Consider the following 24,431-nt stretch of genomic DNA (forward strand, 5'->3'; position numbering starts at 1 on the left):
GATGAAAACATTATCACATTCCCTGTTTCTTTTGCCGCTTACTCTATTGGCCACATCATGCGCCGTTTCCCATCCTCCCCAACCTGCCGACAATCCCAACTTTGTCCTGCCGGATATTCCGCGCGAGCCTTTGCCTGAAAAAAATATTCCCTATCCGCGCTTGGACGAACAAACCCAGATTGACCACTTGGGCATACAAATCGCCCGACTGGAACGCACCGTTGAAGAATTAAATCAACGCCTGCAAACACTGGAAAAACAGCGAACCATCAAACGCCCAACCCCTTTGGCTCCCAAACCCAAAGCCCAGCGTTTGGACGACCACAAGCTGAAAATGAACTATTTGGCCAATGACGGCGGCGTGCCGTCTGAAACAGACTCAGCCGCACAAAACGAGCTGCGCCTTTATAACCAGGCACAAAAATACTATCAGCGCAATAATTTCTCCGCTGCAGTAGCCATTTTGAAAGAAGCCGACGGCGGCAACGGCAGCGAAATTGCCCGCCGCAATATGTATCTACTTCTGCAAAGCCAACAGCGTCTGGGCAACTGCGAATCCGTTATCGAAATCGGCAACCGCTACGCCAACCGATTCCGCAACAGCCCGCAAGCTCCCGATGCTATGTACAGCATCGGCCAATGCCAATACAAACTGCAACAAAAAGACATCGCCCGCAGCACATGGCGCAAACTGATACAAAGCTTCCCCAACAGCGAAGCGGCAAAACGCGCTTCCATCAGTCTCAAACAAAGATAAACGTTCAGACGGCCTTGTCATCCCCAAGGCCGTCTGAATATTTTTTTACCCTTAATCCATTCAAGCAAAAGGAACTCCTCATGATCCAAGTCGGCATTATTATGGGCAGCAACAGCGATTGGCCGGTGATGCAGCAGGCAGCACAATTTCTCAAAGAATTCGGCGTTGAATACGAAGCACGTGTCGTCTCTGCACACCGTACGCCTGATTTGATGTTTGAATACGCAGAAACCGCACGCGAACGCGGCATCAAAGCCATCATTGCCGGCGCGGGCGGCGCAGCGCATTTGCCAGGCATGGTCGCTGCCAAAACCACGGTGCCCGTCTTGGGTGTTCCCGTTCCCAGCAAATATCTGCGCGGCGAAGACTCCCTGCTTTCGATTGTACAAATGCCCAAAGGCGTTCCTGTTGCCACATTTGCCATTGGCGAAGCCGGTGCGGCCAATGCAGCGCTGTTTGCCATTTCACTTTTGGCCAACGAAAATCCTGAATTGGCTGAAAAACTGGCGGCTTTCCGTGCCAAACAAGAACAAACCGTTCTAGCCATGGAATTGCCTGAAGCATAAGGAACTAAGGCCGGCTGAAAGTTGTAAAGAGAAACTTTGATTTCGTTTTACGATTATTCAGACGGCCTTTTTTCTTTTATCAAATTGAATTAATGCCATGAAAATCCTAGCATTCGTCCTACTCTCCACCATGCTTTGTGCCTGCCAAAGCCCAAGCATTCCTACTCAATCAACTGCCATTCCATCTCAGCAACAAGCCCAAGATACAACCGGCAATCTGATTATCTTCTATGATGCCCAAACCGGTTCCGCGCCATTGCTAAAAGCAGTAAAAACCTCAGGTGCAACTTTGATTTACGAATACAAAAACCTGCACGGTATTGCTATCCGTCCATCTTCCAAGACCAAGATTGAAGATGCCATTGCCTATTTCAAAAAGGTAAACGGCGTATTGTCCGTCGAACAAGATAGGCTGCTGAAACTTCAATAACCGAGTTGGTTCTTTAGCCTGAGACCTTTGCAAAATTCCCCAAAATCCCCTAAATTCCCACCAAGACATTTAGGGAATTTCTCATGAGCACCTTCTTCCAGCAAACCGCACAAGCCATGATCGCCAAACACATCGACCGTTTCCCACTATTAAAGTTGGATCAAGTGATTGATTGGCAGCCGATCGAACAATACCTGAATTGTCAAAGAACCCGTTACCTTCGAGACCACCGCGGCCGTCCCGCCTATCCCCTGTTGTCCATGTTCAAAGCCGTCCTGCTTGGACAATGGCACAGCCTCTCCGATCCCGAACTAGAACACAGCCTCATCACCCGCATTGATTTCAACCTGTTTTGCCGTTTTGACGAACTGAGCATCCCCGATTACAGCACCTTATGCCGCTACCGCAACTGGCTGGCGCAAGACGACACCCTGTCCGAACTGCTGGAACTGATTAACCGCCAACTGACCGAAAAAGGCCTAAAAATAGAAAAAGTATCCGCCGCTGTCGTTGACGCCACCATTATTCAGACCGCCGGCAGCAAACAGCGCCAGGCTATAGAAGTCGATAACAAAGGACAAGTCAGCGGCCAAACCACACCGAGTAAAGATAAAGATGCCCGCTGGACAAAGAAAAACGGGTTATACAGACTCGGTTACAAACAACATACCCGTACCGATGAGGAAGGCTATATCGAGAAACTGCACATCACTCCCGCCAATACCCATGAGTGCAAACACCTGTTGCCTTTGTTGGAAGGTATAGCCGAAGGCACGACCGTCTATGCCGACAAAGGCTATGACAGTGAGGAAAACCGACAACATCTGGAAGAGCATCGGCTGCAGGACGGTATTATGCGCAAAGCCCACCGCAAACATCCGCTGTCGGAAGCGCAAACCAAACGCAACCGATATTTGTCGAAGACCCGTTATGTGGCCGAACAAAGCTTCGGTACGCTGCACCGTAAATTCCGCTACGCCCGGGCAGCCTATTTCGGGCTGCTCAAAGTGAGTGCACAAAGCCATCTGAAGGCAATGTGTTTAAACCTTTTGAAAGCCGCCAACAGGCTAAGTGCGCCTGTTGCTGCCTAAAAGGTGGCCGGATGCCTGATTATCAGGTATCACGGGTACCTGAAGAGAAAAAAAGGGGAATTTGGAACGAAAAACAGCCGAAATCCTGTTTTGGACTTCGGCTGTTGAGAAAAGGGCTATTTTGCAAAGGTCTCAGCCTAATAAAAAAGCCGTCCAAAACGTATTACAACGTTTTTAGACGGCCTTTTACTTGTTCAAAGCGTTAAATCATGCCTCTGCCTTGCGCTTTTGGCTTGGCTTGGCCGAATTCCAATTTGCTCAGTGCAGACAAATAGGCTTTGGCAGTCGCCACCAACACATCGGTATCTGCGCCTTGACCGTTGACCACACGATCGCCACGTTGCAGGCGGACGGAAGTTTCGCCTTGGCTTTCGGTACCTTGAGTTACCGCATTGACAGAGTAAATCTGCAAGGTTGCGCCACTTTGTGCTACGCTTTCAATGGCTTTGAAGATGGCATCAACAGGGCCTGAGCCGCTAGCGGAAGCGTGTTTTTCTTCACCGCGAATACTGAACACAATATCGGCGCGCGGTTCTTCGCCGGTTTCAGTGCTGATTTTTTGGGAAATGAATTTGTAGCTTTCGGTATTCATATTGCCCATTTCGTCAGACACCAAAGCGTGCAGGTCTTCATCAAATATTTCGCGTTTCTTATCCGCCAGCTCTTTGAAGCGTGCAAATGCCGCATTCAACGCCTCTTCGCTTTCCAACTCAATACCCAAATCTGCCAGCTTGGTTTTGAAAGCATTACGGCCGGAGAGTTTACCCAAAGTCAGGCGGTTGGTTGACCAGCCAACTGATTCGGCAGTCATGATTTCATAGGTTTCAGGGTGTTTCAACACGCCGTCTTGGTGGATGCCTGATTCGTGTGCAAAGGCATTTGCACCAACTACTGCTTTATTTGGCTGAATCGGATAGCCGGTAATGGTGGACACAAGTTTGGATACCGGCACGATTTGCGTGGTATCGATGCCAGTTTCCAAGCCGAACAAATCATGACGCACTTTCAACGCCATCACGATTTCTTCAAGGCTGGCATTACCCGCGCGTTCGCCCAAGCCGTTGATGGTACATTCCACCTGACGCACGCCTGCCTGAACAGCGGCCAGCGAGTTGGCAACCGCCATACCCAAGTCATTATGGCAGTGGGTCGACCAGACTACTTTGTCGCCGTTGGGCACGCTTTTGATGATGTTGCTGATACGCTCGTACCACACGGAAGGGATGGAGTAGCCGACAGTATCGGGAATGTTGATAGTAGTCGCCCCCGCTTCGATAACCGCCGTAAAAATTTTGGCAAGGAAGTCTAAATCCGAACGCACTGCGTCTTCGGCAGAAAATTCCACATCATCAGTGTATTCTTTGGCAATTTTTACCGCTTTGACCGCCGCATCAATGACCTGCTGCGGCTTCATTTTCAGTTTGTGCTCCATGTGGATGGGGCTGGTGGCGATAAAAGTGTGAATACGTTTATTCGGCGCAGGGGAAACAGCTTCGCCTGCTTTGCGCACATCGTTTTCAACGGCACGCGCCAATGAGCAAACTGTAGATTTAGTAATGATTTTGGCAATCGCATTAACCGATTCAAAATCGCCCGGACTGGCGGCGGCAAAACCCGCCTCAATCACATCGACACCCATTTTCTCCAACTGGCGGGCAATGCGGATTTTCTCCTCTTTGGTCATGGACGCACCGGGGGACTGCTCACCGTCGCGCATGGTAGTGTCGAAAATAATTACACGATTGGTCTGTGTCATTTCTGTTCTCTCCAGAGATTCATTTTTTTGTAAAAAAGCATTCAAATCAAGCGGTCTGCCTTGCGCTTCCGCCAAAGCGGTCAGTTTTTGCAACTGAGCCAAAGGCAGAGAACCGCGTGTACGCCATTTGTAGATAGCCGCTGTGGTCGCAGCATTTTCCGGGTCGTGCTGTTTCAGGGCTTCGGCCAGCGCGTTTACGCCGCCAAAATAGGCAACCAAACGGTCAATGTCTAATTGCATGATGTTCCTTGTCCAAATCTGATTAAGATTATTGTGTTCTGGTTTTGCATTATACTCATTTTAGACAAAACGACAATCTATTTTTATCAAAATATTGGTATAAATTTTAAAACTTGAGAAATTTTTATACATTTTGTCTAATTTGGACTATTAAAAGCTCCTCTCAAACCGAACACATCCTAAATATAGTAAACTAATCCCCTATTTCCCCGATTTGAAACACATTATGCCCCATACCATCCCTACCAACCGCTCCGACATCGAATGGCGCAACGAAAGCACACAAAAGCTGCCTAAGCAGGCGGTTTACATACAAGAAGCAGGCGCAACAGAAATCTTAAAAAATGCCCACGCGCAAACTGCAACTGTTTGGACTGGCGATTTTCACAATGCCAAGCAAGTCTTATCTGCAATGAAAAAACGTATCCGCAGGCCGTCTGAAAAAAAGAAAGGCGCACCTGCCGATATTCAGACAGCCTTTCATGCCCACCGTATGAAACAGGCGCAACAAAGCCGTTTGCTCAATATGCTTGCCATCGAAATCCAACCTAATTTTCAACTGGACAATGCACGCGCACCCGACATCTACGCCGCCTTGTGCGATGTTTACGACACACTAAACGACAAACCGTTTCTTTTGCCGCTGAATCAATTATTGGGTTTTATCGGTGCACACGAATGGCACAAAAAAGGCATAGACATTCCTCAGCTTGATGGAAAAATCCATGTTCCTTTCGGCGTATTCTCTCCACTGCGCGGCGAGTATTTGGATTTAATCACACAAGCCCCACTCGCTCCCCATATTCAGACGGCCTTTGACATCGGCACCGGCTCAGGTGTTATTGCCGCTATTTTGGCCAAACGAGGCATACCCGACATCATTGCCACAGACACCAACCCCAAAGCAATTGCCTGCGCCATAGCAAACCTCAAACGCCTAGGCTTGGATAAAGCCGTCAACATCCAATCGATTGATTTATTTCCCAAAAGTTACGCCGACCTTATCGTCTGCAATCCGCCTTGGCTGCCGGCAAAACCGACCTCCGCTATTGAGACTGCCCTTTACGACCCCAATCATGCCATGCTGACTGCGTTCCTCAATGGCGTACGCAAGCACTTAAATCTAAACGGTGAAGCCTGGCTGATTATTTCAGATTTGGCAGAACACTTGCATTTGCGCGATAAAGACTTTCTAAACCAATGCTTTCAGACGGCCTCACTCAATGTAGTCGATATTCTGAAAACCAAACCTCAACACAAAAAAGCAATAGATGAATCCGATCCTTTGGCGTTTGCCAGAAACAAGGAAACTACTTATCTATACCGTTTGAAAGCGATATAAAATCAAGGCCGTCTGAACATTCAGACGGCCTTTAAGCATTTCCACAAAAGAAAACGGCATATCTGTAAAGATATGCCGTTGATGGGAGCAGGGACTGCTATATTTGGCAGTGGTTTGTGTTTTAGTCCTCTTGCGCCGCTGTTTGCAGGTAGTTTGGCAAACCGACTTTGCCAATCAATTCCTGCTGAGTTTCAAGCCAGTCGATGTGTTCTTCGTTGATGTCTTTTTGTTTTTCCAACAAATCACGGCTGACATAGTCTTGTTGCTCTTCTGCAAGAGCGATGGCTGCAACCAGAGCATCATGTTTTTCATACTCTTTTTTCAGATCGCAAGCAATGATTTCTTCGGTAGATTCACCGATCAACAGTTTGCCCAATTCTTGCAGATTAGGCAGGCCTTCCAAGAACAAAATACGCTCGATCAAATCGTCTGCGGATTTCATTTCGCGGATGGATTGTTTGAAGAAGTGTTCGCCCAATTCTTCAAAGCCCCAGTTTTTCAAAATACGGGCATGCAGGAAGTATTGGTTAATGGTAATCAGCAACAAACCTAAGTTTTTGTTCAGCTCGCGAATAACTGAGATATTACCTTTCATATTCAGCTCCTTATACGTTATACGCTAGATTACAGTTGGCTTTGGTAGTAGTTGCCTTCGCCGACCAATTCGATCAGACGCAGTTGTTGTTCCAACCAGTGAGCGTGATCTTCTTCAGTGTCTTTCAGTTGGGCAATCATCAAATCGCGGGTAACGTAGTCTTGAGCTTCTTCGCACAATTTGATGCCTTTTTTCAGCGCATCGCGTACTTCGTATTCAGTGTTCAAGTCTGCTTTCAGGCAAGAGATTACGTCAGTACCGATGTTCAGTTCGGCACGGGTCATTTTAGGAGTGCCGCCCAACATCAGGATACGACGGATGAAATCTTCGGCGTGAGTGGTTTCTTCTTCCATCTCGTGGTTCAAACGTTCAAACAGTTTGGTGTAACCCCATTCAGAGTACAGGCGAGAGTGGATAAAATATTGGTCGCGAGCAGCCAACTCACCAGACAATAATTCGTTCATGTAATCAATAACTGCTTGGTTGCCTTGCATAATTCTTTCTCTTTCTTTTAAAAGTTGATAATCACGAATGAAGATTCGTGTGTTGTTATGGAATGAGGTAATTGTATGCACAAGTAGCACTTTTGACAAATTTTCTATTTAAAATACAAACAATTATCAAAAAATTTAACCTGCCTAAAAGGCCGTCTGAAAAATTAATCCCCTGTTTTTAATAACAATTTTTTGACATTGGTATTAAGAATCCATTGCATTATTCAAAAACATTTACATTCGTTAACCATAAATAAAAGCAAATAATCCAACAAAATCAATCAAATTTAATTATGAATTATTCTCAACTGCTTTTGCCTGATTTTTTTGAATCACCCATTCCGTCATCACTTGCGAATCGTGCTATAATTGTCAGTTATCTTTTTTTTAAGCAACCAGCTAAACCTTATAAATTATCATGAAACAAATCCGCAATATTGCCATCATCGCCCACGTCGACCATGGCAAAACCACATTAGTTGACCAATTGCTGCGCCAGTCCGGTACATTCCGTTCCAACCAGCAAGTAGAAGAACGCGTCATGGACAGCAACGATCTTGAAAAAGAACGCGGCATTACCATTCTCGCTAAAAATACCGCCATCGAATACGAAGGCTACCATATCAACATCGTAGATACCCCGGGACACGCCGATTTTGGTGGCGAAGTGGAACGTGTATTGGGCATGGTTGACTGCGTCGTACTGTTGGTTGACGCACAAGAAGGCCCTATGCCGCAAACCCGTTTCGTGACCAAAAAAGCCTTGGCTTTGGGTCTGAAACCTATCGTTGTTATCAACAAAATCGACAAACCGTCTGCCCGTCCAAGCTGGGTTATCGACCAAACATTCGAATTGTTCGACAACTTGGGCGCAACCGACGAACAATTGGACTTCCCTATCGTCTATGCTTCCGGCCTGTCCGGCTTTGCCAAACTAGATGAGAACGACGAGAGCAGCGACATGCGTCCTCTGTTCGAGACCATTTTGAAACACACGCCTGCACCAAGCGGCAGCGCGGACGAAACGCTGCAACTGCAAATTTCCCAACTGGACTACGACAACTACACCGGCCGCCTCGGTATCGGCCGCATTCTGAACGGCCGCATCAAACCCGGCCAAGTCGTTGCCGTCATGAATCATGAAGAACAAGTTGCCCAAGGCCGTATCAACCAACTGTTGGGTTTCCAAGGCTTGGAACGCGTACCTTTGGAAGAAGCTGAAGCCGGCGACATCGTGATTATTTCCGGTATCGAAGACATCGGCATCGGCGTAACCATTACCGACAAAGACAATCCTAAAGGCTTGCCTATGTTGAGCGTGGACGAGCCGACCCTGACCATGGACTTTATGGTTAACACTTCTCCTTTGGCCGGTACTGAAGGCAAATTCGTGACTTCCCGCCAAATCCGCGACCGCCTGCAAAAAGAATTGCTGACCAACGTTGCCCTGCGTGTTGAAGATACAGCCGATGCTGATGTATTCCGCGTTTCCGGCCGTGGCGAATTGCACCTGACCATTTTGTTGGAAAACATGCGCCGCGAAGGCTTTGAATTGGCAGTCGGTAAACCGCGCGTGGTATTCCGTGAAATTGACGGTCAAAAATGCGAGCCTTACGAAAATCTGACTGTGGATGTGCCGGATGAAAACCAAGGCGCGGTCATGGAAGAACTTGGCCGTCGCCGTGGCGAATTGACCAATATGGAAAGCGACGGTAATGGCCGTACCCGTCTGGAATACCACATTCCTGCACGCGGTCTGATCGGTTTCCAAGGTGAATTTATGACCTTGACCCGCGGTACCGGCTTGATGAGCCACGTTTTTGACGACTATGCTCCGGTTAAACCTGATATGCCCGGCCGTCACAACGGCGTACTGGTTTCTCAAGAGCAAGGTGAAGCCGTTGCTTACGCCCTGTGGAACTTGGAAGACCGCGGCCGTATGTTCGTTTCTCCAAACGACAAAGTCTACGAAGGTATGATTATCGGTATCCACAGCCGTGACAACGACTTGGTGGTAAACCCTCTGAAAGGTAAAAAACTGACCAACGTCCGTGCCAGCGGTACAGATGAAGCCGTACGCCTGACTACGCCGATCAAATTGACTTTGGAAGGTGCAGTTGAGTTCATCGACGATGACGAACTGGTTGAAATCACGCCACAATCCATCCGCCTGCGTAAACGCTACCTGAGCGAATTGGAACGTCGCCGTCATTTCAAAAAACTGGACTGATTCTGTTTGATTGACGCATTTTAAAATTAAGGCCGTCTGAAAAGTGTTTTAGAAATCCTAGATTTCATTTTTACACTTTCAGACGGCCTTTTATCATCTGTTCAAATAAAGTAAATCGGCATTTCTTCCGCTTGTACTGCTGCTTCATCAGCGCGATCATTCTTACGATATTGCCCCGGCGATATCCCATATTGCTTTTTAAATGCCTTGCCAAAATGCGTTTCCGATTGAAAACCGACCGAGAGCGCAACCGATAAAACCGAATCCGCCGTCTGTTTCAATAATAATGCCCCATGTTGCAAGCGAATACTGTTAACAAAGGCGTGCGGGCTTGTTCCCGTCTGCTGCTTAAATACTCGCATCAACTGGGCGCGAGATAAGTTGGCAATCACGGTCATTTTCTCGATATTCCATTCCTCTTCCGGCTTATCCACTACTGCCTGAAGCAAATTCCGCAAACGTTTGTCCTGCCAACCATTCAGTAAACCGCTTAATTGCGCTTCCCCATTTTTCTCCAGGCTGGCTCGAAGTAGAAATACCAACAACACCGAAGCCAATGCGTTCACAACCGCTACCGAGCCGGACAAAGCCTGACCGCTCTCATATTGCAACAATGCCACCAAATACTGTAAAGAAGGATCGTTGATATTCAGCAAAACTGTGTCAGGCAGCCCTGCCATAATATCCGCCTGAGCTTCATATTCAAACCGCGCGCAGAAAAGATGCAAAGCCGCATCTCCTCCTGCATGACTCTGCTTGACTTTAAATGCGCCTTTTTTACTCGTCAGCACGCTGACACTGAAATTTTCACAACTGCTGTCGCTGCTCAAAGTATGCCCTACGCTGCGCGGGAAAAAAATGACATCCCCCGCACTCAGCAGCCTGGCCTCTTGCTCCCCATCAATTTGGATATAACCTGAACCGGCAGTTACGATATGTACCAAACCATGCGCACGCTTTGGCTCATGCCGCACATACCACTCCCCCCGAAAAAGACATTGAACATCCACACTGCCTTTTACCTGCGCCAATTCGACCAGCCTATCCAAAATATCCATAGTGTTAGTGTTTTTTACCAATAAATGAGATGTTTTGACGATTTTATTCTTCCAATTATTGCAATAATACACACACCAAACACAAACGGATAGGATTTTTTATCTTATCCACTCACATTAAGAAAGGACATATCATGTTTAAAGACTGGCCTGAACATACCGCCTTGGTAAAAAAAGCATTCGGCGAACTGGGCAAAAACCATCCTAAAATGCTGCAAGCCTACGGCGCACTGGATCAAGCAGCCGCTGCCGAAGCACTGGATGCCAAAACACGCGAACTGATCGCCATTGCCGTTGCCATTACCACGCGTTGCGAAAGCTGCATCAGCGTGCATGCAGCCGCCGCAGCCAAAGCTGGGGCAACCGAAAGTGAAATCGCCGGCGCATTGGCCACTGCTATCGCCCTGAACGCTGGTGCCGCTTATACCTACGCTTTACGCGCTTTGGAAGCAGTAGAAACCCAACGCTAATCGGTTTGTAAAATCAGGCCGTCTGAAAGCCGACTCCCCTTTCAGACGGCCTGATGAAATGCTAAACTGATAAAGTTATCATATTGTTTTCTGTCTAATAGGAGATTGAACCATGAAGAAACTGCTGACCGCCGTACTTTTTGCCGCCACTATTGCCACTCCTTTGGCCGCTTCCGCAGCCTCTATGCTAAAAGTTGAAAAAAGCGCGGCACAACCTGCAAAAGCAAAAGGCGTTTGGATTGATGTCCGCTCTGCCGAAGAATTTAAAGAAGGCCATTTGCAAGGTGCACTCAATATTCCGCACGATCAAATCGTTGACCGCATCAAATCCGTTAGCCCGGATAAAAACGCACCGGTCAACCTCTACTGCCGCAGCGGCCGCCGTGCAGAAGCCGCGCTGACTGAGCTGAAAAAAGCCGGCTACACCAACGTAACCAACCATGGCGGTTATGAAGACTTGGTGAAAAAAGGTTTGAAATAAACCTAGTTGATTTTAAAAAGGCCGTCTGAAACTTTTCAGACGGCCTTTATTGCCATTACAGACAGCAACTTCCAAATCTCAAACGTTTGCTGAGACCGGTTTCGTGAATCAATTGTTTGATAACCAAAATATTGGTGTTATCGGCCAAGGCGCGAATGCTGTGTGCTTCCATCGGCTCAAAACGGATAACTTGTAAGCCTTCGGTTTGCAAAACTTCGTCCACCGTTTTGATTTCAGCTTTGCCGTTTAAAACCAAAAGCAAAATAATCGCATCCGCCTCATATGCCGGAATTTCATTATTCTTCTGCAGTGAAAGCTGAACAATCTCCTGATTGCCGTCTGAAGCAATCACGCCGCCCAATAAAGCTTTGGGGTCTAACTCATAATGTTTCATTATTATCCTTTCCGCCCAAACGTTGCCGATTCGTGGACAATCGCTCAAGCAAACCAGTACAATACCGCCCATCTTACCGATAGACACAATATTGTCACATGAACATATTAATCTCAAACGACGATGGTTATCTTGCGCCCGGTTTGGCAGTTTTGGCAAGAGTGTGTGCAGAATTTGCCAATGTCAGGGTGGTTGCGCCCGAACGCGATCGTAGCGGCGTCAGCAATTCCCTGACTTTAGACCGTCCTTTACAACTGAAACAGGCGGAAAACGGGTTTTACTATGTGAATGGTACGCCCACCGACTGTATTCATGTCGGCCAACACGCCCTTGCCGATTTCAAACCCGACTTAGTTTTATCCGGCATTAACAACGGCGCGAACATGGGCGACGATACGCTTTATTCCGGTACGGTTGCCGCCGCGACGGAAGCCTATTTAATGGGCATTCCCGCTATTGCTTTCTCGCTCGCAGATTCCAGCGGCCGTTATTGGGAAACTGCGGAAAAAGCCGCTTGGATACTGCTTTCCTACTTTCTCAAACGCCCTATTTCCGAACCCATCTTATGGAATATCAATATCCCAGCCGTCGCACCTGAGGATATCCAAGGCATAAAAATTACACGGCTCGGCCGCCGTCATCATGAACAAAGCATTGTTCCCATGTATAATCCACGTGGCGAACAAATTTATTGGATTGGGCCGGTAGGCGATGTTTCCGACAGCGAAGAAGGTACCGACTTTGGCGAATGCGCGTCCGGCTTCATCACGATTACCCCCCTGCAAGTCGATTTGACTGCCTACGGACAAATGGAGCAAACCGCTTCCTTTTGGTCAGAAATCCCTGCGCCTTAACAGTCCCTAACAGCCGAACACTTGAGAAACAAGCATATTTTTATTATGATATGCCCCGACGAGAACAATTACCCGAATACGAAAGTCATTAACATGTTGAAAAAAAGTGTATCTTATGCCGGATCGGCAGCTTTGGTTTTATTACTTGCAGCCTGTGCCAGCCAACAACCGGCTCCTGTAGTCGTCGGCACACAAAGCGGTGGTTCAACAACAAGCTCTACCGCTGACAATCCTTACGGTGCAGCGCCTTACAATACCAACACCAGCCCAGCGGCAGATGCTCCATACACTCCGCCGGCAAGTACACCTGCTCCAACGTACAACAGCGGCAGCACCGGCACTTACACGCCTTCTTATGCGCCTGTTGATATAAATGCAGCGACACATACCGTTGTTCGTGGTGATACCGTTTACAACATCTCCAAACGCTACAACATTACCCAAGACAATCTGCGTGCATGGAATAACTTGGCCGACAACACCATCAGCATTGGTCAAACCCTGCGCGTGAAACCTGAAGGCTACGTTGCACCTGCAGCTTCTGCAAGCAAACCTTCTACGCCAACAACTACTGCTCCGACTCCAAGCACTCCTGCCAATACACCAACCGTGTCTACCGGCAGCAGCCGCAACGTCAGCGGCATCACATGGCAGCGTCCGACTACCGGTAACGTTATCGCCAACTTCGGCGGCAGCAACAAAGGTGTGGATATCGCCGGTACGCAAGGTCAGCCTGTTGTTGCAGCGGCAGACGGTAAAGTCGTTTACGCAGGCTCAGGCTTGCGTGGTTACGGCAACTTGGTCATCATCCAACACAACTCCTCATTCTTGAGCGCATACGGCCACAACCAACGCCTGCTGGTCAATGAAAACCAAACCGTTAAACGCGGTCAAACCATTGCGCATATGGGTAATACCGATGCATCTCGTACCCAGTTGCACTTTGAAATCCGTCAAAACGGCAAACCGGTCAATCCGGCAAATTATGTTGCCTTCTAAGCTGATTCAAGCAACCTAATTTCAATTCAATCCCTGCCTAAATGTCATTTAGGTAGGGATTGTTTGCACCGGTTTCCCATGAAATTTCATCTTCCTCTTCTTTATACCCTGCTATTGGGCGGTTGCACCGCGTTTTTGCCATCATTGGACGAACGCACCCAAAGCAGTTATCTTGACATCCCTTCAACGCCGCGACTGGACAGTGCCTTAGGTATTCCTTCTACCCCCTCCAAGGCCGATATTTCCCATATCTATCTGCTGAACGATGCCCATGAAGCCTTTGTCGCCCGTGCCGCCCTGATTGAATCCGCCGACCATACTCTTGATTTGCAGTACTATATCTGGCACAACGACATCTCCGGCAAGCTTTTGTTCAACCTGATTCATCGCGCGGCCGAACGCGGCGTCCGTGTGCGTTTGCTTCTGGACGACAACAACACCAACGGCATGGATGATCTCCTGTTGGCACTCGACAATCATCCCAATATCGAAGTTCGTCTGTTTAATCCCTTTATTTTCAGAAAATGGCGTGCACTCGGCTACGTTGCCGACTTTCCGCGGCTTAACCGCCGAATGCACAACAAATCGTTTACCGCCGACAACCGTGCCACCATTTTAGGCGGACGCAATATCGGCGACGAATATTTTAAGGTTAACGACGATACCATTTTTGCCGACCTCGATATCCTCGCCACAGGCCGCGTCGTAACCGAAGTGTCCCAAGACTTCGACCGCTATTGGGCAAGCCACTCCGCCTACAACGCGACCAGCATCATCAAACGAGGAAACCTGCAAAAAGGATTGGCAGAACTCGATTACACCGACCAAGATAAAAACCAAACGCTTATACGCTACCGTCAAAGCATCGAACACTCCAACCTCTATCAAAAAATGCAGAGCAACCTTATGGAATGGCAAAGCGTCAGCACACGCTTGATCAGCGACGACCCGGCCAAAGGCTTAGACCGTGACCGGCATAAACCGCCTATTTCCGAACGCCTGCAAGATGCCCTCAAGCAACCCGAAAAAAGCGTTTACCTTGTCTCGCCCTATTTTGTACCCACAAAATCGGGCGTTAAGGCCATAAAAAAGCTGATTCACAACGGCGTAGACGTTACCGTCCTGACCAACTCCCTCCAGGCGACCGACGTTGCCGCCGTCCATTCCGGCTACGTCAAATACCGCAAGCCCTTGCTTAAAGCCGGGGTCAAACTATACGAGCTCCAGCCAAACCACGCCGTTCCGACCTCCAAAGACCGCGGCTTGACCGGTAGCTCCGCCACCAGCTTGCATGCCAAAACATTCATCGTGGACGAGAAACGAATTTTCATCGGCTCATTCAACCTCGACCCACGCTCCGCACGGCTCAATACCGAAATGGGTGTTGTCATCGAAAGCCCCGAAATCGCAGGCCAAATGCAGCGAACCCTCGTTACGACCACCCCAAACTACGCCTATCAGGTAACGCTTGGCAATTACAATAAACTATACTGGTATGACCCAAGCGAAAAACGAACTTACGCACAAGAACCAGAAGCCAAATTCTGGAAACGGGTTACTTCAAAAATCCTGTCCATCCTGCCCATAGAAGGATTATTATAGAGGCCGTCTGAAAACATAAATCATGCGGCCGGAGGAATTCATCATGTCTCGACTCATCTGCAAAACCCTATTTGTTTGTACTACCTGCCTATTGTTGGCCTCTTGCGGCACCACCGGCAAACACAAATCCCACAAGCCGCAAACAACCGCCAGAAAAGTCCAACCCGTCCGTATTTCCCATATCGACCGCACCCAAGGTTCGCAGGAATTGATGCTTCACAGCCTAGGCCTGATCGGCACGCCCTACAAATGGGGCGGCAGCACCACAGCCACAGGCTTTGACTGCAGCGGCATGATCCAATTCGTCTATAAAAACGCCCTCAACGTCAATCTGCCACGCACCGCGCGCGATATGGCCGCAGCCAGCCGTAAAATTTCCGATGACAAATTAAAAGCCGGCGATCTGGTCTTTTTCAATACCGGCGGCGCACACAAATATTCCCATGTCGGCCTCTACATCGGCAACGGCGAATTCATCCACGCCCCCAGCAGCGGCAAAACCATCAAAACTGAAAAACTTTCCACTCCGTTTTACGCCAAAAACTATTTGGGTGCGCATACTTTTTTTACTGAATAAATCAAGGCCGTCTGAAAGGTATCGCTACATCATCGATACCTTTCAATCTATTGCTGATGAGTCAAGCTTGATTACAAGATAAGCCCATGCAAAAATTTACCCATAACAAAGCAATAGTAAAATAACACTCAGTTTTAAAAGCTTAAATCATCTTTCGCCCTGTCATTTTGTAAGTACGAAACCATCAAGGATATATCATGCACACAGAATCTGTTCTCACCCTCCTCAAAACCCTGCAAAACCAAATCTGCGCCGCGCTGGAGCAAGAAGATGGCGAAGCCAAATTTGTGCATGAAGCATGGACGGGGAAACTGGGCATCGGCGAAACCCGCGTATTGAAAAACGGCGCAGTATTCGAGCAGGCCGGTGTGAATTTTTCGCATGTAAAGGGAACAAAAATGCCGGCTTCTGCCACGGCCCATCGTCCTGAATTGGCAGGCGCGGCGTTTGAAGCCATGGGTGTGTCGCTGGTCATTCATCCGAAAAATCCTTATGTCCCGACCAGCCATGCCAATGTGCGCTTTTTTATTGCCTATCCTGAAAATGCCGAGCCTGTGTGGTGGTTTGGCGGCGGCTTTGATTTGACGCCGTTTTATCCTTTTGAAGAAGATATTGTGCATTGGCACACAGTGGCGCGGGACGTATGCGCGCCATTTGGCGAATCGGTTTATCCTGAATTCAAACAATGGTGTGACGAATATTTCTATTTGAAACACCGTAACGAAACACGCGGCGTGGGCGGCCTGTTTTTTGACGATTTAAACCGTTGGGATTTCGATACCTGCTTGAACTTTATCAAGGCAGTCGGGGAAGGCTATATCGCAGCGTATCTGCCGATTGTGGCCAAACGCAAAAACACACCTTATGGAGAACGTGAACGAGATTTCCAACTCTACCGTCGCGGACGCTATGTCGAGTTTAACTTGGTTTGGGACAGAGGCACGCTGTTCGGCCTGCAAAGCGGCGGCCGTACGGAAAGCATTTTGATGTCCATGCCGCCTTTGGTACGCTTCGAGTATCAATATGTGCCGGAAGAAGGTTCACCCGAAGCACGCCTCAATCAATTCCTTATACCGCGCAACTGGCTGGAAGAAGCCGGCAGATAGTTTTACCTATAAGAGGCCGTCTGAAAAGCGATTCTCACTGGTTGAGACTACCTTTTCAGACGGCCTTTGCTTCAATTGCTTTGAATTTGCATACCTTTGCCTATCATGCTGTTTCATCTCTATAGAGTTTTTGAGACAATGCGCCCATATAAAAATCACCTCACAAACCACACTAAAAAGGAATAATCGGTGAAACGCATTTTCTTATTTATCGCAACCAATATCGCAGTTCTGGTTGTCATCCGTATTATTTTGGCCATCTTGGGTATCAACAGTACCGACCAAGTCGGCAGCCTGTTGGCTTATTCCGCAGTAGTCGGCTTCAGCGGCTCGATTGTCTCTTTGCTGATGTCGAAAACCATCGCCAAACATTCGGTCGGCGCCGTCGTCATCGACCAGCCCCAAAGCGAAGAAGAAGCTTGGCTGTTGGCAACTGTTGAAGCGCAAGCCCGCCAATGGAATCTGAAAACGCCCGAAGTAGCCATTTACGACTCCCCAGATCCTAATGCCTTTGCAACCGGCGCGACCAAAAACAGCTCGCTCATCGCTGTCAGCACCGGCCTGCTCGACCACATGACCCGCGATGAAGTCGAAGCCGTTTTGGCGCATGAAATGGCACACGTCGGCAACGGCGATATGGTAACGCTGACACTGATTCAAGGTATTGTGAATACTTTTGTTGTCTTCTTGGCGCGTATTGTTTCCAGCATGGTGGCGCGCAACAATGACGGCAATACGTCGCAAGGTACATATTTCATGGTCAGCATGATATTGCAGATCGTATTCGGCTTCCTCGCCAGCATCATCGTGATGTGGTTTAGCCGCCAACGCGAATACCGCGCCGATGCGGGTGCTGCAAAACTGGTGGGCGCGCCGAAAATGATTGCCGCCCTGCAACGCTTGAAAGGCAACCCCAGCGATTTGCCGCAAACCATGACGGCAATGGGCATTGCCAGCGATGCCAAAGACTCTTGGTTCAGTACCCATCCTTCTTTGGATAACCGCATCAGCCATTTGAAAAACCGCTAATCGAAAAATATCAGGCCGTCTGAAACATCCATTTCAGACGGCCTTTTTTTATTTCTTCATCAAAGCCCGTTTGATGATAATCATCCAGTCTTTCTTATCCAACAGCGGCCGCTGGTTAAACACATCATATTTGCAACCGTCCAGCTTCTGCAAAATCAACTGACCGCCGACAATAATCATGCGCAGCTCAAAACCGATTCGTCCTTTGAGGGTTTTGCCCAACGGCGATCCGGCCTTCAGCATTTGAAAAGCACGTTGGCACTCGTGCGCCATCAGTCGTTGAAAAGCAAAGTCGGCTTTGCCGGCCGCAATCTGCTCTTCGCTGACTTTGAACTTCTGCAAATCTTCCTGAGGGATGTACACGCGACCTTTCTGCCAATCTACCGCCACATCCTGCCAGAAATTAATCAGCTGTAAGGCAGTACAAATGCCGTCGCTTTGCGCCATGCTCACTTCATCGGTTTGCCCGTACAAATGCAGCATAATGCGCCCCACCGGATTGGCGGACAAGCGGCAATAGGCAATCAATTCGCCAAAGTTTTCATAACGGGTTTTGAGCACATCCTGACTGAACGCCGCCAGCAAATCATAAAACGGCTGCAACGGCAATTGAAACGGCTCAATCGCTTCGTTGTACAAACGCTGCATCAATGCCGTTTGCGGTTTCCCGCCTTGTGCAATGCGGTCTAACTCTGCCTTCAGCTCATCCAGTTGGCGCAGGCGTTCGGCTGCTTCGGCATTACCTTCGTCGGCAATATCGTCCGCCGTCCGTGCAAAAGCGTAAACGGCGTGAATCGGCTTGCGCAAACGGCGCGGCAGCACAATGGAGCCGACAGGGAAGTTTTCGTAATGATTGACTGACATGGGGAATCCGAAAATTTAAATAAAATGTTTTTGCTGACAGGCCGTCTGAAATTCAGACGGCCTTACGTTTGGCCGCAAAGAAATCCTGCAATACGCTTTGGCATTCTCCTGCCAATATGCCGCCTAAAATTGCGGTATGCTTATTCAAACGTTTGTCGGCAAACAAATCGACCACGCTGCCTGCCGCACCGGTTTTAGCTTCGGCTGCACCATAAATCACGCGCCCGACCCGTGCCTGTATCAAGGCAGATGCGCACATGGAACAAGGCTCTAAGGTAATGTACACGTCACAATCTTCCAAACGGTAGTTTTGTAAGGCTTTGCCGGCAGCGGCAAGCGCATTGATTTCGGCATGATGGCTGACATTGTGGTCGCCAATGCAGGTATTGTGTGCCGTTGCGATTGCCTTGCCTTGATATACGATGACCGCGCCAACGGGGACTTCGCCCAATGCCGCCGATTGTCTGGCCTGTTCTATCGCCAGCCGCATAAAGGTTTCCATATCGTTTTGCGAAGGAAAAACGGCAACAGGCGGATGGTTTTTCAAGGTCTTGCCCAGCTCCGTCTTTCTCTCCTCGGAAATATGCCGGACATCCACTCCTGAAACTAACGCATCCAGTTGCCACAAGGTGCTTTTGGTTACGGTCAAACCAGATGCTTTCAGCAATAGAAATGCGCGGACTGCGCCGATTTCCTGTAAATCTTCCAGTGAACAAATACCCAATTCTTTTAGCGCGGCCAATGTTTTAGGGGCAAGTGGTGGCGTAGTCAGCATGGATTATTCCTGAAAATGCTGACGCGCCAAGGCTAAGGCCGTCTGAACATAATCGCTGTCTGCGTAAGGATCTAACGTGTGCGCCAAAGGAATTTTCCGCAACCAGGTCAACTGGCGTTTGGCAAGCTGGCGCGTGGCGACAATGCCTTTTTCGACAAAGGTGTCATAATCGGTTTCGCCTTCGAGATAATCCCAAGCCTGACGGTAGCCCACGCAGCGCATAGACGGCATATCAGCATGCAGTTGCGGATAATCGCGGCGTAAGGCGTGCATTTCATCAAGGAAACCGTGTTCCAGCATATTTAAAAAGCGTTTTTCGATTTGGCGATGCAACAAATGACGGTCTTCGGGAATCAGGGCAACCGTGCATAAATCCAATAAGGGCGCAGCCTGCTTCTGCTCCGTAAAATGTTCACTCAAAGGCTTACCGGTCAGAAGATAGACTTCCAAAGCGCGTTCAATACGCTGGCTGTCATTGGCTTTCAGACGGCCTGCTGTAATCGGGTCAACTTCCTGCAAACGGCGATATAGGCCTGCTAGACCGTGTTCGTTTTTTTCTGCCTGAAGCTGTGCGCGCACTGCCGCATCCGCGCTAGGTAAGTCGTTCAAACCTTCCGTCAGCGCGTGGAAATACATCATCGTACCGCCGACAATCAGCGGATAGCAACCGCGCGCATGTATTTCGTTCACCAAGCGCACGCAGTCGCCGACAAAATCCGCCGCGCTGTAACTTTCCAGCGGCGAGATAATATCAATCAAATGATGCGGTACGGCGGCAAGCTCTTCGGCAGTCGGCTTGGCCGTGCCGATGTCCATGCCGCGATACACCAGTGCGGAATCCAAACTGATGATTTCCACCGGCAAAGATTGGGCAATATTTAAGGCCAGTGCGGTTTTACCGCCGGCGGTCGGGCCGAGTACGGCGAAGGCTTTGAGCGCGTTCATAAGAAAACGGAAAAATTAAAAATGCAATTATAGCAAACCCGTGCAGACCATATTTCAGGCCGTCTGAAACATTTGCCCTACATTATCAAAAGCGTTACACTTGCTGCGCCGTTTCAGACGGCCTTTTATATTGATTTCAAACCTGCTGCTGCCGTCATTGCGCCGTCAGTCAAGCCGTCAGTGACACTGCGTCGCTGTAAACACGAAAGAACACACTATGACCGTATCTCCCGTAGCCTTGCGCCGTCAAACCGAGCGCAAGCCGCATCCGACTGCACGTTATTGGAAAAAATGCGATGTCGAGGCTTTGTTTGGACTGCCTTTCCTCGACCTCGTTTTCCAAGCCGCCGAAATCCACCGCCAAAACTTCAACCCGCGCGAAATCCAGCTTTCCACCCTGCTCTCCATCAAAACCGGCGGTTGCCCTGAAGACTGCGCCTACTGCCCGCAATCGGCACACCACAACACCAATCTAGGCAAAGAGCAGATGATGGATGTGGACGAAATCGTCGAAAAAGCCAAAATTGCCCAATCTCGTGGCGCCAGCCGTTTCTGCATGGGCGCGGCATGGCGCGGCCCTAAGCCCAAAGACGTGGCCGTCGTTTCCGAAATCATCAGCGCGGTGAAAGGCTTGGGCATGGAAGTATGCGGCACATTCGGCATGCTTGAGGACGGCATGGCTGAAGACTTCAAAAAAGCCGGCCTGGACTACTACAACCACAACCTCGACACCGACCCCGAACGCTACAACGACATCATCCACACCCGCAAACACGAAGACCGCATGGATACTTTGGGCAAAGTCCGCAATGCCGGTTTGAAAGTCTGCTGCGGCGGCATCGTCGGCATGAACGAAACCCGTGCCGAACGCGCCGGCCTGATTGCCAGCCTTGCCAACCTAGACCCTCAGCCCGAAAGCGTGCCGATTAACCAGTTGGTTAAAGTAGAAGGCACGCCGCTGGCCGATGCCGAAGATTTGGACTGGACGGAATTTGTCCGCACCATCGCCGTCGCGCGCATTACCATGCCGCACAGCTACGTCCGCCTGTCCGCTGGCCGCAGCAATATGCCTGAATCCATGCAGGCCATGTGTTTCATGGCTGGCGCAAACTCGATTTTCTACGGCGACAAGCTGCTGACTACGGGCAATCCGGACGAAGACGGCGACCGCCTGCTGATGGAAAAATTGAATTTGTATCCGCTGCGCTTTGAATTGGAAGAAGAATACAAAGCCGCGCAGGAAACGCCTAAAATCAAAGTCGACTATTAACTGTCATGATAAAAGGCCGTCTGAAACTTTTTCAGACGGCCTTTTATTGTTATTCAACATTAAAACTTTCAATTTTCCGTATCCATTCTTCCGTTTCCGCCTCGCTCAAAAACGAAGCGCGGAACGAATTGGCGCACAAGGTTTTGATTTCTTCCGCACTCAAATCCAAAGCCTCGGCAAGCGCTTCAAAATTGCGGTTCATATAGCCGCCGAAATACGCCGGATCGTCCGAATTGACGGTTACCAACACGCCGCGTTGCAACATACGGCGCAAATTGTGTTTTGCCATCTCAGGGAACACTTTTAATTTCAAATTGCTCAATGGGCAAACGGTCAACGGCATTTGTTCTTTAATCAAACGCGCCATCAAGGCCTCATCTTCTTCCGCCCGTACGCCATGATCGATACGGCAGACATGCAGTAAGTCCAAAGCCTCGTAAACATATTCCGGCGGGCCTTCTTCTCCGGCATGCGCCACCGTCAACAAACCCTCCGCCCGCGCCTGTGCAAACACGCGCTCAAACTTAGACGGCGGATGCCCCAATTCGCTCGAATCCAAGCCTACGCCGATGATGAGTTCTTTATAAGGCAAAGCCTGATTTAAGGTTTCAAATGCGCTTTCTTCCGACAAATGACGCAGAAAACACATAATCAAACGCGTACTTATGCCCCACTGCTGTCCGGCTTCACGGCAGGCGCGGACAATGCCGTTAATCACGGTTTCAAACGCTACGCCCCGCGCAGTATGGGTTTGCGGATCGAAAAATATTTCCGTATGCACGACATTGTCTTCGCGGCAACGCTCAAGATACGCACGGGTCAAATCGTAAAAATCCGCCTCGTGCAGCAATACGCCGGCACCGGCATAATAAATATCCAAAAACGACTGCAAATTGTGAAAATCATAAGCCTGCCGTACCGCATCGACATTTTCATAAGGAATCGCTATATGGTTACGCTTGGCGATTTCAAACATCAATTCCGGCTCAAACGTCCCTTCGATATGGACGTGCAGCTCGGCTTTGGGCAGGGCTTGGATAAATTGTTTGATATTCATATTTTCTCTGATTTTCGGTTTATATTTAATATTGAAGGCCGTCTGAAACTTTCAGACGGCCTTTGACCATTTACCTGTTAAAAACCATTTTCCATCATGATTTCGCCGGGGATGCGGTTGCGGTGCATAGCGTAGCCCAAATCCATCAGGGCTTGGAAAGTATCTTTGACCATTGCCGGATTGCCACAGACCATAAAGCGCGTATCGGCCTTGGTGAACTTGAAGCCGACTTTTTCTTCCAAGCCGCCATTCTTCAGCAATTCAGGAATCCGTTTGCCACTCAATGCGCCTTCCGTTTCCTCTCGCGTGGTAACCGGAACAAAAGTGAATTTATGGAAATATTCTTCAATCAGCGGATGCTCTTTTAAATCGGCAAGGCGCTGGTTGAAAATCAACTCATCGGCGTAAGAGACGGAATGCGCCAAAACCAAACGGTCGAAACGCTGCCAAATTTCAGGCTGCTCGATAATGGAGAGGAAAGGCGCAATGCCTGAACCCGTGCAGAGCATGACCAAATCTTTGCCATCGAGGAAACGCTCGGGCAAGAGGAAACCGGTAGCCGTTTTATCCAGCAAAATGGTATCGCCCTCTTTCATTGCAGCAAAACGCGCCGACATCGGGCCGCCTTCGATTAACACCGCGAAATACTCAAGCGTATCGGCGTATTCGGCAGACACGACAGAATACGCGCGCCAAATAAAGCCCTCGCCGTCACGGAAACCAAGGCGAGAAAACTGCCCTGCCGAAAAACGGTAGGACTCAGGGCGGCTGATGGCAAAAGTCATCAACTTAGGCGTATGGTGTTTGATCCACAAGACTTTTTCTTCGGTAAACTTGGCTTCTGGAGAAGCTGCCATAATAGGTTTCCTTGATATTCGGTATCAGTTTCAAATAGGGCTTATTATAAAGATTCAAAAGGCCGTCTGAAATATTTATTTTCAGACGGCCTTTAAGATTATTCACGGCGCAAACGGATGCTGATGCCTTTTTGTTCCAAAATCAAATCTTTACCGTCAAAACGATAGTTCCATACGCTTTGTTTGCACAAAAACGCATCTTCCAGCTTCATGTCTTCACACAGCATCATGCTTACCGCAATATGACCAAAATCAATTTTGTCCGAACCAATCGTATTGGCTTGGAACATCATACCGTTGCAACCCATCTTGCCATACGCCTTAGGCATCTCGCTCAAATCCAGATAGGCATCAGTACCGGCCAAATCTTTTTCGGTGAATTTATTGAAAGCAACAACACGCCATTTGGCGGCTAAAGTGGGTTGCGCAGCTTGTTGAGTTTGTACCTGCGCTTTAGAGGCTTGTTCAGGCTGAGATGCTGAAGGAGATGTACAAGCTGCCAAAACTACCATACTCATCAATGCACCGAATAATGTTTTCATATCTATTCCTTTGTTATTGCTAAAGGCCGTCTGAAAAACCATTCATCTTC

At 48.9% G+C, this 24,431-nt stretch carries 26 protein-coding genes; 15 read left to right on the top strand and 11 right to left on the bottom strand.

What is annotated here, in order from left to right; all coding sequences use genetic code 11:
- Position 1: 1 nt before the first annotated feature.
- The 4 genes from ACTHTK_RS01245 (at position 2) to ACTHTK_RS01260 (ending at position 2,844) form a co-directional block, all read left to right on the top strand.
- Positions 2-757: a tetratricopeptide repeat protein gene (locus ACTHTK_RS01245; protein ID WP_107723331.1), complete on the top strand. Its 756-nt coding sequence runs from the start codon at positions 2-4 to the stop codon at positions 755-757.
- A gap of 80 nt (positions 758-837) precedes the next feature.
- Complete coding sequence (gene purE / locus ACTHTK_RS01250) at positions 838-1,323, top strand: 5-(carboxyamino)imidazole ribonucleotide mutase (protein WP_003686478.1); 486 nt, start codon at positions 838-840, stop codon at positions 1,321-1,323.
- Between the two features lie 97 nt (positions 1,324-1,420).
- A complete protein-coding gene (locus ACTHTK_RS01255) occupies positions 1,421-1,753 on the top strand; it encodes a hypothetical protein (RefSeq protein ID WP_107723332.1) in 333 nt (110 codons plus the stop codon).
- An 83-nt stretch (positions 1,754-1,836) separates the two neighbouring features.
- Positions 1,837-2,844 (top strand): IS5 family transposase, encoded by a 1,008-nt coding sequence (locus tag ACTHTK_RS01260; RefSeq protein ID WP_107723333.1) that lies wholly within the window; start codon positions 1,837-1,839, stop codon positions 2,842-2,844.
- Between the two features lie 202 nt (positions 2,845-3,046).
- Here ACTHTK_RS01260 and ACTHTK_RS01265 read toward each other — a convergent pair whose 3' ends face one another.
- Positions 3,047-4,840, bottom strand: a complete 1,794-nt coding sequence (locus ACTHTK_RS01265; protein WP_101755233.1) for a 2-isopropylmalate synthase — start codon at positions 4,838-4,840, stop codon at positions 3,047-3,049.
- 226 nt (positions 4,841-5,066) lie between these two features.
- Here ACTHTK_RS01265 and ACTHTK_RS01270 point away from each other — a divergent pair, with 226 nt between their 5' ends.
- Positions 5,067-6,182, top strand: a complete 1,116-nt coding sequence (locus ACTHTK_RS01270) for a methyltransferase (protein ID WP_440378248.1) — start codon at positions 5,067-5,069, stop codon at positions 6,180-6,182.
- Between the two features lie 121 nt (positions 6,183-6,303).
- Here the strand turns inward: ACTHTK_RS01270 and bfr (ACTHTK_RS01275) are convergent, their stop codons facing one another.
- Positions 6,304-6,777 (bottom strand): bacterioferritin, encoded by a 474-nt coding sequence (gene bfr / locus ACTHTK_RS01275; protein ID WP_107696846.1) that lies wholly within the window; start codon positions 6,775-6,777, stop codon positions 6,304-6,306.
- Positions 6,778-6,806: 29 nt separating this feature from the next.
- Positions 6,807-7,271 (bottom strand): bacterioferritin, encoded by a 465-nt coding sequence (gene bfr / locus ACTHTK_RS01280; protein WP_004520304.1) that lies wholly within the window; start codon positions 7,269-7,271, stop codon positions 6,807-6,809.
- Positions 7,272-7,689: 418 nt separating this feature from the next.
- Here bfr (ACTHTK_RS01280) and typA point away from each other — a divergent pair, with 418 nt between their 5' ends.
- On the top strand, positions 7,690-9,501 hold the full coding sequence (typA, locus tag ACTHTK_RS01285; RefSeq protein WP_107723336.1) for a translational GTPase TypA: 1,812 nt from the start codon (positions 7,690-7,692) through the stop codon (positions 9,499-9,501).
- 101 nt (positions 9,502-9,602) lie between these two features.
- On the opposite strand, the gene ACTHTK_RS01290 is transcribed toward typA, so the two are convergent.
- Complete coding sequence (locus ACTHTK_RS01290) at positions 9,603-10,559, bottom strand: cupin domain-containing protein (protein ID WP_440378249.1); 957 nt, start codon at positions 10,557-10,559, stop codon at positions 9,603-9,605.
- 134 nt (positions 10,560-10,693) lie between these two features.
- On the opposite strand from ACTHTK_RS01290, the gene ACTHTK_RS01295 reads away from it, so the two are divergent.
- Both ACTHTK_RS01295 and ACTHTK_RS01300 read left to right on the top strand, forming a co-directional pair.
- Positions 10,694-11,029 (top strand): carboxymuconolactone decarboxylase family protein, encoded by a 336-nt coding sequence (locus ACTHTK_RS01295; RefSeq protein WP_003686488.1) that lies wholly within the window; start codon positions 10,694-10,696, stop codon positions 11,027-11,029.
- Between the two features lie 112 nt (positions 11,030-11,141).
- On the top strand, positions 11,142-11,510 hold the full coding sequence (locus ACTHTK_RS01300; protein ID WP_107723338.1) for a rhodanese-like domain-containing protein: 369 nt from the start codon (positions 11,142-11,144) through the stop codon (positions 11,508-11,510).
- A 55-nt stretch (positions 11,511-11,565) separates the two neighbouring features.
- Here ACTHTK_RS01300 and ACTHTK_RS01305 read toward each other — a convergent pair whose 3' ends face one another.
- Positions 11,566-11,904: a hypothetical protein gene (locus ACTHTK_RS01305; protein ID WP_107723339.1), complete on the bottom strand. Its 339-nt coding sequence runs from the start codon at positions 11,902-11,904 to the stop codon at positions 11,566-11,568.
- Between the two features lie 98 nt (positions 11,905-12,002).
- Here ACTHTK_RS01305 and surE point away from each other — a divergent pair, with 98 nt between their 5' ends.
- From surE to htpX, 6 genes are all read left to right on the top strand, one after another.
- Positions 12,003-12,758 carry a 5'/3'-nucleotidase SurE gene (gene surE, locus ACTHTK_RS01310; protein ID WP_003686460.1) on the top strand — a complete coding sequence of 252 codons (756 nt, stop codon included), beginning with the start codon at positions 12,003-12,005 and terminating at the stop codon, positions 12,756-12,758.
- A gap of 93 nt (positions 12,759-12,851) precedes the next feature.
- Entirely contained in the window at positions 12,852-13,757 is a 906-nt protein-coding gene (locus tag ACTHTK_RS01315) for a peptidoglycan DD-metalloendopeptidase family protein (RefSeq protein WP_107723340.1), read from the top strand.
- 78 nt (positions 13,758-13,835) lie between these two features.
- Positions 13,836-15,359 (top strand): phospholipase D family protein, encoded by a 1,524-nt coding sequence (locus ACTHTK_RS01320; protein WP_107723341.1) that lies wholly within the window; start codon positions 13,836-13,838, stop codon positions 15,357-15,359.
- Between the two features lie 43 nt (positions 15,360-15,402).
- Positions 15,403-15,936, top strand: coding sequence for a C40 family peptidase (locus ACTHTK_RS01325; RefSeq protein ID WP_107723664.1), 534 nt, complete (start codon positions 15,403-15,405; stop codon positions 15,934-15,936).
- A gap of 197 nt (positions 15,937-16,133) precedes the next feature.
- Complete coding sequence (gene hemF / locus ACTHTK_RS01330) at positions 16,134-17,042, top strand: oxygen-dependent coproporphyrinogen oxidase (protein WP_107723342.1); 909 nt, start codon at positions 16,134-16,136, stop codon at positions 17,040-17,042.
- A gap of 189 nt (positions 17,043-17,231) precedes the next feature.
- The gene (gene htpX / locus ACTHTK_RS01335) at positions 17,232-18,071 is read left to right on the top strand and encodes a protease HtpX (RefSeq protein ID WP_107723343.1); all 840 of its coding nucleotides are present in this window, start codon (positions 17,232-17,234) and stop codon (positions 18,069-18,071) included.
- A 48-nt stretch (positions 18,072-18,119) separates the two neighbouring features.
- Here the strand turns inward: htpX and hpnC are convergent, their stop codons facing one another.
- From hpnC to miaA, 3 genes are read right to left on the bottom strand one after another with little or no spacing between them, the layout of a single operon-like run.
- Positions 18,120-18,935, bottom strand: coding sequence for a squalene synthase HpnC (hpnC, locus tag ACTHTK_RS01340; RefSeq protein ID WP_107723344.1), 816 nt, complete (start codon positions 18,933-18,935; stop codon positions 18,120-18,122).
- A 52-nt stretch (positions 18,936-18,987) separates the two neighbouring features.
- Positions 18,988-19,710 carry a tRNA adenosine(34) deaminase TadA gene (gene tadA / locus ACTHTK_RS01345; RefSeq protein ID WP_107723345.1) on the bottom strand — a complete coding sequence of 241 codons (723 nt, stop codon included), beginning with the start codon at positions 19,708-19,710 and terminating at the stop codon, positions 18,988-18,990.
- Between the two features lie 3 nt (positions 19,711-19,713).
- Positions 19,714-20,655, bottom strand: coding sequence for a tRNA (adenosine(37)-N6)-dimethylallyltransferase MiaA (miaA, locus tag ACTHTK_RS01350; RefSeq protein ID WP_107723346.1), 942 nt, complete (start codon positions 20,653-20,655; stop codon positions 19,714-19,716).
- A gap of 217 nt (positions 20,656-20,872) precedes the next feature.
- On the opposite strand from miaA, the gene bioB reads away from it, so the two are divergent.
- Positions 20,873-21,925: a biotin synthase BioB gene (gene bioB / locus ACTHTK_RS01355; RefSeq protein WP_004519884.1), complete on the top strand. Its 1,053-nt coding sequence runs from the start codon at positions 20,873-20,875 to the stop codon at positions 21,923-21,925.
- 49 nt (positions 21,926-21,974) lie between these two features.
- Here bioB and ACTHTK_RS01360 read toward each other — a convergent pair whose 3' ends face one another.
- The 3 genes from ACTHTK_RS01360 to ACTHTK_RS01370 form a co-directional block, all read right to left on the bottom strand.
- Positions 21,975-22,982 (bottom strand): adenosine deaminase, encoded by a 1,008-nt coding sequence (locus ACTHTK_RS01360; RefSeq protein WP_107723347.1) that lies wholly within the window; start codon positions 22,980-22,982, stop codon positions 21,975-21,977.
- A 77-nt stretch (positions 22,983-23,059) separates the two neighbouring features.
- Positions 23,060-23,839 carry a ferredoxin--NADP reductase gene (locus ACTHTK_RS01365; RefSeq protein ID WP_107723348.1) on the bottom strand — a complete coding sequence of 260 codons (780 nt, stop codon included), beginning with the start codon at positions 23,837-23,839 and terminating at the stop codon, positions 23,060-23,062.
- A 98-nt stretch (positions 23,840-23,937) separates the two neighbouring features.
- Entirely contained in the window at positions 23,938-24,381 is a 444-nt protein-coding gene (locus tag ACTHTK_RS01370; RefSeq protein WP_107723349.1) for an META domain-containing protein, read from the bottom strand.
- Positions 24,382-24,431: the final 50 nt, after the last annotated feature.

This window comes from Neisseria sp. P0006.S009, assembly GCF_051962915.1.
Taxonomy (GTDB): domain Bacteria; phylum Pseudomonadota; class Gammaproteobacteria; order Burkholderiales; family Neisseriaceae; genus Neisseria; species Neisseria subflava_E.

What these genes read in the sequence shown, in the direction of transcription:
- ACTHTK_RS01245 (WP_107723331.1), top strand. Translation starts at nt 2, where the DNA reads ATGAAAACATTATCACATTCCCTGTTTCTTTTGCCGCTTACTCTATTG.
- purE (WP_003686478.1), top strand. Translation starts at nt 838, where the DNA reads ATGATCCAAGTCGGCATTATTATGGGCAGCAACAGCGATTGGCCGGTG.
- ACTHTK_RS01255 (WP_107723332.1), top strand. Translation starts at nt 1,421, where the DNA reads ATGAAAATCCTAGCATTCGTCCTACTCTCCACCATGCTTTGTGCCTGC.
- ACTHTK_RS01260 (WP_107723333.1), top strand. Translation starts at nt 1,837, where the DNA reads ATGAGCACCTTCTTCCAGCAAACCGCACAAGCCATGATCGCCAAACAC.
- ACTHTK_RS01265 (WP_101755233.1), bottom strand. Translation starts at nt 4,840, where the DNA reads ATGCAATTAGACATTGACCGTTTGGTTGCCTATTTTGGCGGCGTAAAC.
- ACTHTK_RS01270 (WP_440378248.1), top strand. Translation starts at nt 5,067, where the DNA reads ATGCCCCATACCATCCCTACCAACCGCTCCGACATCGAATGGCGCAAC.
- bfr (WP_107696846.1), bottom strand. Translation starts at nt 6,777, where the DNA reads ATGAAAGGTAATATCTCAGTTATTCGCGAGCTGAACAAAAACTTAGGT.
- bfr (WP_004520304.1), bottom strand. Translation starts at nt 7,271, where the DNA reads ATGCAAGGCAACCAAGCAGTTATTGATTACATGAACGAATTATTGTCT.
- typA (WP_107723336.1), top strand. Translation starts at nt 7,690, where the DNA reads ATGAAACAAATCCGCAATATTGCCATCATCGCCCACGTCGACCATGGC.
- ACTHTK_RS01290 (WP_440378249.1), bottom strand. Translation starts at nt 10,559, where the DNA reads ATGGATATTTTGGATAGGCTGGTCGAATTGGCGCAGGTAAAAGGCAGT.
- ACTHTK_RS01295 (WP_003686488.1), top strand. Translation starts at nt 10,694, where the DNA reads ATGTTTAAAGACTGGCCTGAACATACCGCCTTGGTAAAAAAAGCATTC.
- ACTHTK_RS01300 (WP_107723338.1), top strand. Translation starts at nt 11,142, where the DNA reads ATGAAGAAACTGCTGACCGCCGTACTTTTTGCCGCCACTATTGCCACT.
- ACTHTK_RS01305 (WP_107723339.1), bottom strand. Translation starts at nt 11,904, where the DNA reads ATGAAACATTATGAGTTAGACCCCAAAGCTTTATTGGGCGGCGTGATT.
- surE (WP_003686460.1), top strand. Translation starts at nt 12,003, where the DNA reads ATGAACATATTAATCTCAAACGACGATGGTTATCTTGCGCCCGGTTTG.
- ACTHTK_RS01315 (WP_107723340.1), top strand. Translation starts at nt 12,852, where the DNA reads ATGTTGAAAAAAAGTGTATCTTATGCCGGATCGGCAGCTTTGGTTTTA.
- ACTHTK_RS01320 (WP_107723341.1), top strand. Translation starts at nt 13,836, where the DNA reads ATGAAATTTCATCTTCCTCTTCTTTATACCCTGCTATTGGGCGGTTGC.
- ACTHTK_RS01325 (WP_107723664.1), top strand. Translation starts at nt 15,403, where the DNA reads ATGTCTCGACTCATCTGCAAAACCCTATTTGTTTGTACTACCTGCCTA.
- hemF (WP_107723342.1), top strand. Translation starts at nt 16,134, where the DNA reads ATGCACACAGAATCTGTTCTCACCCTCCTCAAAACCCTGCAAAACCAA.
- hpnC (WP_107723344.1), bottom strand. Translation starts at nt 18,935, where the DNA reads ATGTCAGTCAATCATTACGAAAACTTCCCTGTCGGCTCCATTGTGCTG.
- tadA (WP_107723345.1), bottom strand. Translation starts at nt 19,710, where the DNA reads ATGCTGACTACGCCACCACTTGCCCCTAAAACATTGGCCGCGCTAAAA.
- miaA (WP_107723346.1), bottom strand. Translation starts at nt 20,655, where the DNA reads ATGAACGCGCTCAAAGCCTTCGCCGTACTCGGCCCGACCGCCGGCGGT.
- bioB (WP_004519884.1), top strand. Translation starts at nt 20,873, where the DNA reads ATGACCGTATCTCCCGTAGCCTTGCGCCGTCAAACCGAGCGCAAGCCG.
- ACTHTK_RS01360 (WP_107723347.1), bottom strand. Translation starts at nt 22,982, where the DNA reads ATGAATATCAAACAATTTATCCAAGCCCTGCCCAAAGCCGAGCTGCAC.
- ACTHTK_RS01365 (WP_107723348.1), bottom strand. Translation starts at nt 23,839, where the DNA reads ATGGCAGCTTCTCCAGAAGCCAAGTTTACCGAAGAAAAAGTCTTGTGG.
- ACTHTK_RS01370 (WP_107723349.1), bottom strand. Translation starts at nt 24,381, where the DNA reads ATGAAAACATTATTCGGTGCATTGATGAGTATGGTAGTTTTGGCAGCT.